The sequence below is a fragment of the Stieleria maiorica genome (assembly GCF_008035925.1).
Lineage (GTDB): Bacteria > Planctomycetota > Planctomycetia > Pirellulales > Pirellulaceae > Stieleria > Stieleria maiorica.
Map to the genome: position 1 here is coordinate 8,421,996 of NZ_CP036264.1, position 12,827 is coordinate 8,434,822.

The window sequence follows — 12,827 nt, forward strand, 5'->3', positions numbered from 1 at the left end:
CTCAGCCAGGTGCGCGACAACGGAGTGACGCAATGCACGAAAACCATCATCAGCGTCGGGGCAACCCGCGACGGTCCGCCACACGTTCGGCTTCGCTTCGCTGCGGCGGCATGATCGTTGCAATCGCGACACTTTGTAGTGCCGGCTGTGTGGCCGACGCGATTCGATCCACGTGGCAGCCGTATGCGGCGGCCAAGAAGCGGACCGAAATCAAGGTTCGGGCCACGAAGGAAGCGCGGCGAAATTGGGAACAGAGCTACCAGAGCAGCTATGCCTCGTCGCCCTGCGCGTCCGACGCCGAAGCGGGATACATCGCGGCCTACGTCGATACCGCGATGGGGATGGGCGAGTGTCCGCCGCCGGTGCCCGCGCGACGCCTGTTGAGTGCCCATGCGATTCACCAAACCTATCCGGCCGCCGTGCCGTGGTACCAGGGTTACAACTTTGGGCATGTCGATGCGGTCGCCCGCGGCGTCGATCGGTGGCGTTTGGCACCGCTGAATCCCGAACTGGCGTTGGCATTGTGCGGTTGTCGCAGGGAAGCCCAAACGACTTCCCCGGAACCGACGGAGACCTTCGAGTTGCTTCCCCAAGAACCGCTGCAACCGGAGCCGGAGGTGGAACTGGATATGCAAATGCTGCCCGCTCCCGAGACACCCGAAGCTGACACCAACGATTTGATTTAGGTCAAGTGACTGCGTAGCAAACGTCGCACATGGACCTGTGTGACACCATCGAACGATCGAGCCAATCATTAGAATCCCGTTTCGGCAAGGATGCCAAGAATGGACAACCACATTCATCACGTCGCCTCTGTTTGCAGGCTCGCCTTCTATTCCCTGCTGCTGGTCGTCGGCGGCGGTTGCACCTCCGTGTTGACACCGGTGACGGGGATTCCGGTTTTCGATCTGCCCGATGAGTTGTTGGGAGTGCCGAAACGCGACCAGGTTGAGGTCCCGGTTGTGTTGCTCGCACGTCCCAACGACGAGGTCTACGTGCTGGACGAAGGGGATGTATTGAGCGTCTACCTGGATGGAGTGCTCCCCTTTTCCTCACCCGAAAGTCCTCCGACACCGCCACCGGTGAATCTGCCGGGCGAGCAATCATTCTTGCAACCGTCCATCGGGTACCCGATTCCCGTTCAAGAAGGTGGATTGATCAATCTGCCCTTGCTGCCGGCATTCAATGTTTCCGGCATGACGCTCGAACAGGCACGTCAGGAAATCACGCGACGTTACCGGGAAGAGGAAATCTTGCCGCCCGGAGTGAATTATCCGGTGGTGTCGTTGATGAAACGTCGCACACACACGGTCACCGTCGTTCGTTTCAACGCCAGCAGTGCCAACACCGACGGCACCGCTGCCGGTTACACGCTGGATCTGCCCGAAAAACGAAACGACGTGCTGAACGCTCTGATGGGATCCGGCGGATTACCCGGATTCAACGAGCGAAATGAAGTCGTGATCTACAAGACATCGCAAATCCCCGCCGAGCGACGCCATGAATTGATGAGCCAATTGTTGTCACAGGACTGCGGCGGCGGATGTTTCGGCCAAGGCGTCCCGCTCGTGCACGACTATCTCACGACCGACCCCAATTGCATCGCATTTGACGAACATCTGTTGGAAAAACAATTCGTGGTTCGGATTCCGCTGCGATATTATCCGGGGAACGAGCCCAACATTCGCCCCTCCGATGTCATCCTGCAAACCGGCGACATCGTGATGGTCGAATCCAGGGAGACCGAATTGTTCTACACCGGTGGGTTGCTCGGCGGAGGCCAGCATCCGCTACCGCGCGATTATGACCTGGACGTGTTGGGAGCGATCGCACTCGCCGGTTCGGGTGTGGCATCGTCGGGCAGAGGTGGCGGCGGCGGTGGCGGTGGAGCCGGAGGGATGCTCGGAGGATTAGGTGGCCCAAGCCCGTCACAACTGTACATCATTCGCAAGTTGCCCTGCGGGCGGACCTACAACATTGCCGTCGACTTGCAGGTCGCGATGAACAATTCGCGGGAGAACATTCTCGTGCAGCCTGGCGACACGCTGATCCTGCGATACAAGCCCCAGGAAGAAATGCTGAATTTCGGCATCGCAACGTTCTTCACCTTCGGCATCCGCGAATTGTTCCAAGACTAAATCGGGATCAGAAAACTGCTATAGTCTACGCTGTTGCGACCTCCTGTTTTTCATCCGGGGTAACGTTTCAGTGCAGTGGTCTGATTTCAATTGGTTGTACCTGTTGATCCCGGCAGTGCCGTTTTTGATCTGGTACCACCTCCGCTCGTTGAGCGATTTTCCGAGCTGGCAAAAACGCGTCTCGCTGGTGTTGCGGGCGGTGGTCCTTGGGCTGCTGGTCGCGGCGCTGGCCGGGCCGGTGTTGATGCGTGAAACCGATCGGCAAATGGTCGTGTTCGCGATCGATCGCAGCGAGAGCATTGACCAAGCGGCGCGGGACAAAGCGGACACATTTTTGCAGCAATCCGTCAAGGCGGCCGAGCGGGCGGACGTCGAGGTTCGCTTTCTGGAATTTGACCGCCAACCGAGAAAGCTGCAGGAGCAGTGGTCGGCCGACGTCGTTGACGGAGAAGCGTCGCAGTCGGCCGATGACGCAGACGAAGCCGCCGAAAAGGACGCATCGCTCGACGAGGAGTCAACGGACGATTCGGTTGCGGCGGAGGAAGCGTCCCAGCCTCAGGGGAGCACTCCGGACGAGGCTGCGTCGCGTCGCGGAACCGATTTGGAAGCCGCCGTTCGGACCGCGATCGCATCGATGCCGCCGTCGCGTGTTCGCCGCGTCGTGTTGTTGTCCGATGGCAATGCGACCGAGGGAGGCGACGTGATCGCCGCCGCCGCCCAAGGTGGTGTCCCGATCTGGACCGTGCCGCTGCCCTCGCGCAGCGATCCGGAAGTCCAACTGACCCGCGTCGATGCCCCCACACAGGTCCGCCAAGGGCAACCGTTCTTCGTCGAAGTCGTCGTCAGCAGCAATCGCGATACCGAGGGCTACATCGATCTGTACCGCGGTGATATCCAGATCGGTGATGAAGAACCCAAGCCGGTCAAAATCAAACAGGGCGAAAACACGTTTCGATTCCGGCAAACCGTCTTGGGCAAGCGGCAAGAATCCTTTGCCGCGCGGTTGCGTGGATTCGATGACACGTTGCTGGACAACAACGCATCCGAAACCGTGGTCTATGCCCAGGGACGCCCACGCGTGTTGTTGGTCGATCCCGATTTGGACCAAACCGATTCGCTGCGCTGGGCGTTGGACGAGCAATCGATCGACGTGGAAGTGCGTCCGCCGGAGGGGATCCCCAGCGATCTGACGGAGATTCAAGGTTACGAGTGTCTGGTCCTGTCGAACGTTCCCGCGACGGCGATGTCGATGCGGCAGATGGACTTGATTCGGATCTACGTGAAAGAACTCGGCGGCGGGTTGATCATGCTGGGCGGTGACCAGTCGTTCGGGCTGGGCGGTTATTACCGGACTCAAGTCGAAGAGATCTTGCCGGTCCGCAGCAACTTTGAAAAGGAACGCGAGAAGCCTTCGCTGGCGATGATGCTGGTCATCGACAAGAGCGGATCGATGGGCGGCCAAAAGATCGAACTTGCCAAGGATGCGGCCCGCGCCGCGGTGGAGTTGCTCGGGCCGCGTGATGCGATCGGCGTGATCGCCTTTGACGGTTCGGCCTACACCGTTTCTGAATTGCGATCGACGTCGGACAAGGGGCAGATCATCGATGCGATCAGCACCATCGAAGCCTCCGGCGGTACGAACATGTATCCCGGCATGGTCGACGCCCTGGACGCACTTCGCGGAGCGACGGCGAAGCTGAAGCACGTCATATTGATGACCGACGGCGTGTCGTCCCCGGGAGATTTTCAGGGCGCCGCATCGGACATGTCCGCCAATCGAATCACGTTGTCCACCGTCGCACTCGGGCAAGGGGCTAGCGAAGACCTGTTGGAAGAACTGGCACAGATCGGGGGCGGACGTTATTACTTCTGCGATTCGCCCGACGCCGTCCCTCAGGTATTCGCCAAAGAAACGGTGGAAGCGAGCAAGTCGGCGATCAACGAATTGCCCTTCACCGCCCAACTGGTCCGACCCACCACGGTCTTGGAAGGCATCGATTTGGAATTGTCGCCGCTGTTGCTCGGCTATGTGGTCACCCGTCCCAAGCCGACCGCGGAGTTCATTCTGGCCAGCGAGTCGGGAGACCCGTTGTTGGCGTGGTGGCGGTACGGATTGGGCATGTCCGTCGCGTTCACCAGTGATGCCAAGAACCGTTGGGCCGGTGAATGGTTGGCGTGGCCGGACTTCGGTCCCTTCTGGGCTCAGATCATCCGCCACGCGATGCGCAAGGATGACAATCGAGGCGTGTTCGTCGATGTCCGTCGTGAGGGCGAAACCACCTTCGTCTCGCTCGATTCGGTGGACCAAAACGGAGCGTTCATCGAGAACGCGACCACCGAATTGACGTTGATCGATCCCGGCCTGGACCGCAAGAAGCTGGAGATGCGTCAGACCGCCCCGGGGCGTTTTGAAGCCGAGATCAAAACGGATCGACGGGGGGCGTACCACCTGGATCTGGCGCAGACGCGGAAATCCGGATCGACCCAGCGCTCCTCACGCGGGATCTCGGTCGGCTACAGCGACGAATTGCGGTTGTTGCCGACCGCGACGACGACCTTGGAGCGGATCGCGACGGTCAGCGGCGGTCGATTCGATCCGACGCCCGCATCGATCGCCGAGCCGATCGATGCGACCGCCCGCGAACCGATGCCGCTGTGGCCCTGGTTGCTGATGATCGCGATGTCGGTCTTCGTCGCCGATGTCGCGCTGCGACGCATCGAACTGGCGCGGTGAACTTGTGATGATTAGCCGTTTGACGCGAGCCTACGGGCCCTCCCCAGTGGAAACGACGCTTAACTTCGCTTCGCGGTATTGGGCTTTAGCCGCCCACGGTCGCTGCGTGGGACGTCGATTGTATTACTGATGGATTCAGTTGCTTTTGTTCCGTGCGTTATCAAAGATCACTACGCTCGGTTCGCCAACGGCGATCTACAATTTGGCCTGGGGTGAGACCGGATGAGCCCCAGCGAATCCGGACGTAACCCCAGGTCCACGCTGAGCGGTTGCGTGGAGAGGTAGGAAGATTTTGGAGGTAGGATAGGACGATTACATCGATCACTTTGTTTGATCGAAGTACGCCTCGATCGATTCGTACTCCTTCGCACCGGGGATTTTTTCGTAGCGAAACAACGAGGCGGCGTTGGGATGATCGATCCGCCAAGTGGTGAAATCGAATCGCAGCGCATAGCGATAGCCGGCTGGCAGCTCCAACCCGCCGTTGGCCCGTAACATCTCCGTCAGATCCACACGCAACCGCAGCGGTCGGGGCGATTGGTCTTGGGTGATCCACAGGTCCCATTGGACGTTGTCTTCCTGGATGCCCTGGAAGTGGATCGCCGGGGTTTCGCCGCGAAACGGATTGCGATCGAGCAATCGCACCGATTTCATCCCCGCGGTCAGCGAAAGTGCGGGATCGATGCCGGCCAGCGTCAGGGCCAAAACGGGTTCCGGATACGGCCCCATCGGCAGTGGCAAATCGAACACCGCTTGCTGCATCGCGAGCGGCTTATCGAGCACGGTGAATGCCTGTTCGGACAAGGCCACCGTCGTGGTTTGGCCGTCGCTGAAAATCCGCACCCGCTGGTTCTGGTCTTTCAAATAGATCGTGAATTGATCGGGAGCCTGCGATGCGATCTGGTACACCGATGTTTGGGTGTTGATCACAGCTCCGTCGATGATCGTATCGGCTGACAACTGGACGCTCGCCCGCGTCGATTTCGCGGTGCTCAGCCGGGCGAACAGAGGCCGGAGCGCGGCCAGATCGGGCGTGGTTTCCGCCGGGCCCGGCGCGTCGGGTTGCGTTTCCTGCGCCCTCACCCCGGCAAGAGGCATCGTCAAGACGACAAGGGAGACGAACGTGTGAACACGATATCGTGCCGCTAGCAACATCGGGATAACGTCCGTCATTGGCTGAAAGAAATGCAACATTGCACAGGGAGCATCTTGGATTGCCGGCGGATTCCCGACCCGGCGATCAAATTGTATTCGATCGGGTCAAACCGTCGCCGTCCTCTCCGAGGTCGGCGCGGGGGCAAAGCTCTGCTTTTCCGCGTACAGCGAGTTCGGAGAACACGGCGACGCTTGCGACACACCGTCAAGTGGCTACGTCATTGAACCCGCCTGCTCGGCTTCACGCTCGGCGCGGATTTCTTCTTTGGTTTTCATCGGAAAATACTCTTCGACCACGCGATAGAACTCCTCGGCGCTGGACACGCCGGCCACGTGGGTGCGGAAATGTCTGGCCCCGTACTTTCCTTGGGCGTAACAGCAGGCGTATTTCCGCATCAAGATCGTGCCTTTTTCTTCACCGAAACGTTCCTTGACCAGGTCGTAATGGTGCAGCATGCATTGACGTTGCTCGGGCAGGCTGGGTTCGGGCGGGATCGGCTGGCCGCGGAGTGCGGCGGCGGATTGGGCGAACAGCCAGGGGCGACCGAGGCAGGCGCGGGCGATCATGACGCCGTCGACGTCGTAGTTGCGAAACGCATCGACGACCTTTTCCGCCGAGTCCAGGTCGCCGTTTCCGATCAGCGGAATCTGTGTCAAGTGGGCTTTGATTTCGCTGATGCGGTCCCAATCGGCGTGACCGCGAAACATGTCTTTGGCGGTGCGGCCGTGAACGGTCAGCGCCGCCGCGCCGGCCTCTTCGACCACCCGAGCGACCTCGTTGCAATTGACCGATTCGGGGCTGCAGCCGAGTCGGATTTTTGCGGTCACGGGCGTCGGGGCACAGGCCTTGACCAGCCGCGAAATGATCTCGAACATCCGCTGCGGGGTCCGCAGCAGATAGCTGCCGCTGTGTGCCTTTTCGGTGACCTGCCGGACCGGACAACCGAAATTAATGTCGACCACGCTGACCCGGTATTCTTCGACCAACCGGTGACCGACCTTGGCCATGGTTTCTGGATCATTGTCCCAGATCTGCACCGCCAACGGCCGCGGTTCCTCTGCCACGCCCCACAAACGCTCGGGGTGCTCGGCTTCGTTTTCATCCATCCAGACGAAGCCTCGAGCGTTGACCATCTCGGTCGCAATCAGCCCTGTGCCGCCGTATTCGCGGACCATCTGTCGGAACGCGGCGTTGGTGAACCCCGCCATCGGGGCTTGCAGAATCGGCGGATCGACGACCAAATCGCCGATCCGAAAGGCTGGTGGGGGGAAGGGGCGTGGCATGGCAAGCGTGTTTACGGGGGATCGTTCCCCGTCACTCTAAAACGCCCGCGACCAACTGGCAATGATCGAATAATCCGTCTCCAGCTGGATTCCATCCAGGTCCTGGGCCAGCGTCGGTACGATTTCGAAGTTCAAATAGTGGCCTTGCCAGTTCAGCTGGCCGCCGACGCCCAGGTTGTACCAGTACCCACCGCGGAAACTTTCGACGTTCGTGCTGATTCCCATGTCAGGGGTCGCCGGGTCCGCACCCTGGATGTCCTCGCGCCAGACGTGTTCGCCACGCAACGACAGCGCGAAGTGGTCACAGACCAGATACTGGGTCCAGGTGTTCAGCCGGACTTCGGCCCCCAGACGGTAATCGCGATAGTTCTTGCCCATCGGCAGATCGGATTGGACCTGTCCGCCCCAGCTCCAGCAGTCGGCGAAGTAGCGCACGGTCATGCCGGGGCGGGCGTTGAAGGTCCCGCTGCCCAGTCGCATTGGGTAGGGCAACGCCTGGGACATCATCCCTCCGGTCGGTGTCGTCGAGGTGCGAAAGATGTCGCCGGTCGGCACCGAACCGCCCAGGTTCAGCATCCAGTCGCAGCGCTCGGTGCTGTACAGTCGCAGCAGTGCGCCGATCGTGGTGTCACCGAAACCGCTGTTGTGCGTGGTGAACTCGGTTCCCGGTCCGGCCGGGTTCATCGGACCGCGGATGTGGTCCATCGTCAAACTCGGCAACATCAGCATCGTGTACAGCGTCACATTGTCGGTGGCACCGTACATGATGTGGGCCATGTGCATTTCCATGGTCATCTGGGTCGGTGCCGCCATCCGGTTGGTGACCGGCGAACTGGTCGCACCGAAGGCGATCGCTTCGGAATCGCTGACCGTCCGATCACCGATCCGATTGTCCTCCATGTACATGTTCATGTACTTGTACTCGACCATCCATTCCCCCTTTTCGTGAACGTGGTCGCCGGCGATCCCCGCCGGGCCATGTTTGTCGGCCAAGGATTTTCGCCCGGGATGGTGGGCGACGGCAGCACACTGCAACAGCAGCAGAGACGCCAGGGCTGCGAGGGATTGGAAGGTTTTCACCGTCATGGGAGAGCGTCCTTGCAGGGGCATTAACGTTTGTTTTGATCCAGATCTAGAGTTTTCGCTCAAGCCGTAGCGGAAGTCGCCAAGACTTTCGGCGGCCTGTTGATGCCAACTACGTAACGGGTGGAGCTTCGTCTTCATCGACTTAGAACGGTGCAAGGTTCACCGGCCACCGTTTTGGCCATCACGGCCCGCAAGACCCGTAGCACCGATTCTTGGCAAACTCGGCTCGACGTGTTCTCCGGCCGTTTGCTATAGCCGCCAGGGTGGTGCCAAACTCCGGTGCCGGGCTTCCAAGGGATGGCGAGCCCAATTTCGCAAAACACCGTATCTTTCCGAGTTTCTCGCCAGCGAGACAGCCCGGTCGCAGCGGTTGGTCATTGACGCAGGACGGATTCGACTGATGGGCGTAATCTTCGGTTTACCGGTTGTTTCGATATTCATCTTCATTGCCGCCGGCCTGTTGCTCGGGCATCTGTTCTGGTACCGCGACACCAGCGGTCTGGACGCGAAGATCAGTGAGCTGGAGGAACAGCTTGCCGCCGCAGGAGGTGATTCATCCGATCGGGAAGACGCGGTCCGCTCGCTGGAGCAATCCCTGGAGCAGAAGGACGCCGATTTGGAGCGTGCCCGTGAGGAAGCCGCGACGCTGCGCCAGGAAAACACCACGCTGCAAGCATCGATCGACGAAACGCATGAAACCGCGACGATCAGGAACGAAGACCTGCACGAAGACTTGCAACGTGCCCAAGAACGACTTCAAGCGTTGCAAGACGACTACGATTCGCTGAAGAGTGAATTGGAAGAGACGCTGGCCGACAAACATGCCGCGGAATTGCGGATCACGGCCAACGAAACCGCCGCGCTGGAAGCGGGCGACGAACTGGGGCGTCAAACCGCAATCATCGAGTCGCTGACCCAGACCAACGAGACGCAGGCCGGCGAAATTCAGCACCTCAAAGAGCAAGTCGAACGGCTAGGCGAGACCAGCGAATCGGACGTCGCCGAGCGTGAGGCGTTGATCGCGCGGCTGAAGAATGAACTGGCCGAAAGCGAGATGTACCGCCAGGCGACTCAAGACAAATTGGACGAGGTCCAAGCCAAGATCGAAGCCTCCGAAACGTCCGCCCAGCAACTCGCCGAACAGAGGGAGCAGACGATCGAAGCACTCGAGCGGCAACGCGACGAGTTCCGGCAACAGCGCGACGAGGCGTCGCAGAAATACGCGTCGGTCGTCACCAGCATCGAGACGATGCAACAACAACTCGCCAGTGCCCTGGACCAGGCCGAACGGACCGCCGACCAGAACGAACGATTGGCCGATCTGATCGAGCAAAAACAAAGCCAGATCACCGCCGCCGAAGAAGACTTGGAAACGGTGCGTGCCGAACTCGCCGCCAAAAACGAAACCCTGACCGATCTGGAAATCCGACTCGACGCAATGACGACCGAGTTGCAACAGCGTGACGGCGTCGTGGAATCCCTCCGCAGCGAAATCGACGAATTGACGGTCGCCAGACAGGAAGGTGCCGATGCCCAAGCAGAAGTCCGAGAGCTGATCGAACAATTGCATCAGCTGAAACAGATCAATGAGGCGCTGCACGACAAGAACAACGTTCAAGCCGAGCAGCTCCGACAGCTGGCCGAGTTGCAAGAACGGATCGAAGAACAAGATGCGGAATTGGAGTTTTCCGCCAGCGAGCTCGATGACGAACGCGCCATCCGCAGCGAACTGGAACGCAAGCTGAGCGAAAAGACGACGACCATCGCCGATCTGTCCAAACGCTGCGAAGCCATCCTGCCGCTGGAAAACGAGGTCAAATCGCTGACCGGACAGTGCGCCACGGGCCGGGAAACCATCGATCGACTTTCGGCCAAACTGAACGAAAGCAACCACATCGTTACCCAGCTGCAAGATCGATTGCAGCTGATCGATTCGCTGGAAAGCGAGCAACAGTCGCTGCTGGAGAACCTGAATCAGGCCTCCGCGACGATCGACCGACTGACCGGAAAACTGCAGGAGAGCGAGCGAACGGTCGCCCGGCAATCCGAGCAACTGCATCACATGGAGCAGCTGGAAAGTGAAACGCAATCGCTCGCCGGGCGGCTCGCCGAATCGCAAGAATCGATCGAATCGTTGACCGCACAGCTGCAAGAAGCCGAGCAAACCGTCGCCTTGCAATCCGAGCGGTTGGAGCTGATCGGCACCCTGGAAGGCGAAAAGGGTTCGCTGTCGCAGCGACTGGAAGCCTCGTTGGCTTCGATCGAACAATTGACGACACAATTGCAAGACAGTGAAGCAGCCGTCGCCCACCACTCGCATCAGTTGGAGTTGATGGAGGCACTCGAGAACGACAATCAATCGCTTGCCGGAAAACTGCAATCGAATCTCGAAAAACTCGATCACATGGCGACCAACCTGCGTGATCGCGATGCCGAAATCGTTGAACTGACCGAACGCTGTGAACAGCTTGAGGGGCTCCAGGCCGAGATCGAGTCGCTGTCGCAACAGGCCCAGGAAAGTCAAGCAACGATCGATGAATTGACGGACCAGTTGGGCGGCCGAGACGACGAGATCCGCGAGCTGACCGAACGCTGCGAAGCCATCGATTTGTTGACCGAAGAGAAACAAACGTTGGCGAAAAAGGTGGCCAAACTGGAACGGGCCGAAGCCGGGCTGCGGGAATGCTTGAACGACCAGGATCGAGAGATCGAGACGCTGCGAAACGGTGAACGCGAGCTGGCGAGTTTGCAGCAGCGCTATGACCAATTGCAGTCCGAACTTCATCAAACCGATGCCCAATGCAACGCGCTGGTTGAGACCGTCGAGGCCCATCAATCAGAAATCGACGCGCTGCGAGGTCAGTTGGGGCAACTCGACTCGCTGCGGGCTGAATTGCAGGCGAAAGACGAACAGCTGGCCAAGTCGGGCCGACAGTCGGAGACCTTGTCGGCGCAGCTGACCGAGCGTGAGGCGGTGATCGCGGACCTGAATCGGCGGATGGGGTCCGTGGTCGATTTGGAAAAGCAATTGCACATGCGGGATCGCGACGTGATCGCACTGAAAGAGCAGAGCGATCTGCAGACGCGGGCGTTTGCCGAACAACGCGACGAATTGTTGCGGCTGCGTCACGACGTGGCCGAATTGGAAGCCACCAACAAACAGTTGGCGATCACCCGCGACCGTCTGGAAAAGGCGAGCGCACGGTGCGACGAATTGGTGGCCGCCAACGCGACGCTGGAAACTCAGTTCGCCAAGCTCGGCAAAGACCTGGAAGTGCAAACCGTTTCGGTCGACGATCTGAATCGACGCCTGGCGACGAAATCCAAACAGCACGACACGGCGATCGCGGACTTGCGTCAGGCGTCCGAGGAGTTGCAGCAGCAAACGGCAACCGTCAAACGCCTGCAATCACAATTGGAGGAGCTGGATGAATTGCGGGCGGCCAACAAGATGTTGGCCGCCAAAAGTGCCGATCTGATTGCCCATCTGAAACGCGTCAGTGCCGAACACGAGGACAGTCTGAAAGCCAACGAGCAGGCCCAGACCACGATCCGCGAGCTGCAAAACGAGATCCATGCCCATACCGCCACGATCCGATCGCTGCGTCGCGAGCGGGGCTCGATCGGCGGCCTGGGCGGCGAGGACGACCAAAAAGCGGCCTAGCGATTCGCCCGAAAATCGTTGGTGTCTAGCTGGACCGCGCATTGTGGCGGGGTGGACAGGTAGGAAGATTTGCGGGGTAGGAAAATTACCTGAATCGAATGGATGCTGCATTCCATCATTTTCTTACCTCCGAAATTTTCTTACCCGATTTCCGCAGGCGGCCAAGATACGATAGGCGTTACACAACGTCGGCAGTGCGACCGACCATGTCTCTCTCCCGACGATGTTCTCGATCCGATGACCGACCAAAACTCAGACCACGACTCCCCGCAACCGGCCGCCAGCGACGCCGCCGACCGGCCCATGATGCGGCTGGACGATGCGCTCAAACGGGCCGGACTGGTGGGGACCGGCGGCCAGGCGAAGATCTGGATTCAGGACGGCCAGGTGACCGTCAACGGCCAAGTCGAGACGCGGCGGCGAAAACAGCTGTTTTTGGGCGACGTGGTGGAAACCATGGGCCAACGCGTCACGCTGGACGAAACCTTTTTCGATTGTTAGCTGAAAAGTCGGTGAAACCGGCAGTTTCACTGTTGACGCTCCCCGATCCCCCGCCGGATACTGCGAAAGCATCGAGAAATCCGGCGGCGGCAAAATTTCCGCCCTTCTCGGTTTAGATCACCTCGGTGAGCTACAGTTGACGAACCCGTTTCTTTGAACGTTTCAAAGGATCGTGGTTGCACCCCCAAGACAGGAGATGGATTGATTCAATGCCGCTCCGGTCTCGAGGCCATTTTCATTTGATGTCCGGAATGCCCACCGGCAG

Annotated in this window: 8 protein-coding genes; 5 read left to right on the forward strand and 3 right to left on the reverse strand. The window is 59.7% G+C overall.

Annotated elements, in window-relative coordinates:
- The first annotated feature begins 32 nt into the window (after positions 1 to 32).
- The 3 genes from Mal15_RS28540 (at position 33) to Mal15_RS28550 (ending at position 4,872) form a co-directional block, all read left to right on the forward strand.
- Positions 33 to 686 carry a hypothetical protein gene (locus tag Mal15_RS28540; RefSeq protein WP_147870867.1) on the forward strand — a complete coding sequence of 218 codons (654 nt, stop codon included), beginning with the start codon at positions 33 to 35 and terminating at the stop codon, positions 684 to 686.
- Positions 687 to 785: 99 nt separating this feature from the next.
- A complete protein-coding gene (locus Mal15_RS28545; RefSeq protein ID WP_147870868.1) occupies positions 786 to 2,138 on the forward strand; it encodes a polysaccharide biosynthesis/export family protein in 1,353 nt (450 codons plus the stop codon).
- Positions 2,139 to 2,208: 70 nt separating this feature from the next.
- Positions 2,209 to 4,872, forward strand: a complete 2,664-nt coding sequence (locus Mal15_RS28550) for a VWA domain-containing protein (protein ID WP_233903085.1) — start codon at positions 2,209 to 2,211, stop codon at positions 4,870 to 4,872.
- A 321-nt stretch (positions 4,873 to 5,193) separates the two neighbouring features.
- On the opposite strand, the gene Mal15_RS28555 is transcribed toward Mal15_RS28550, so the two are convergent.
- The 3 genes from Mal15_RS28555 to Mal15_RS28565 all read right to left on the reverse strand — a co-directional run bounded on the left by Mal15_RS28555 (position 5,194) and on the right by Mal15_RS28565 (position 8,397).
- Positions 5,194 to 6,045, reverse strand: a complete 852-nt coding sequence (locus tag Mal15_RS28555; RefSeq protein WP_167547106.1) for a DUF2092 domain-containing protein — start codon at positions 6,043 to 6,045, stop codon at positions 5,194 to 5,196.
- 195 nt (positions 6,046 to 6,240) lie between these two features.
- Positions 6,241 to 7,311 carry a tRNA dihydrouridine synthase DusB gene (gene dusB, locus Mal15_RS28560; protein WP_147870871.1) on the reverse strand — a complete coding sequence of 357 codons (1,071 nt, stop codon included), beginning with the start codon at positions 7,309 to 7,311 and terminating at the stop codon, positions 6,241 to 6,243.
- A 36-nt stretch (positions 7,312 to 7,347) separates the two neighbouring features.
- Positions 7,348 to 8,397 carry a transporter gene (locus tag Mal15_RS28565; RefSeq protein WP_147870872.1) on the reverse strand — a complete coding sequence of 350 codons (1,050 nt, stop codon included), beginning with the start codon at positions 8,395 to 8,397 and terminating at the stop codon, positions 7,348 to 7,350.
- Between the two features lie 400 nt (positions 8,398 to 8,797).
- Here Mal15_RS28565 and Mal15_RS28570 point away from each other — a divergent pair, with 400 nt between their 5' ends.
- Complete coding sequence (locus Mal15_RS28570; RefSeq protein ID WP_147870873.1) at positions 8,798 to 12,061, forward strand: hypothetical protein; 3,264 nt, start codon at positions 8,798 to 8,800, stop codon at positions 12,059 to 12,061.
- 237 nt (positions 12,062 to 12,298) lie between these two features.
- On the forward strand, positions 12,299 to 12,562 hold the full coding sequence (locus Mal15_RS28575) for an RNA-binding S4 domain-containing protein (RefSeq protein WP_233903086.1): 264 nt from the start codon (positions 12,299 to 12,301) through the stop codon (positions 12,560 to 12,562).
- Positions 12,563 to 12,827 lie beyond the last annotated feature (265 nt).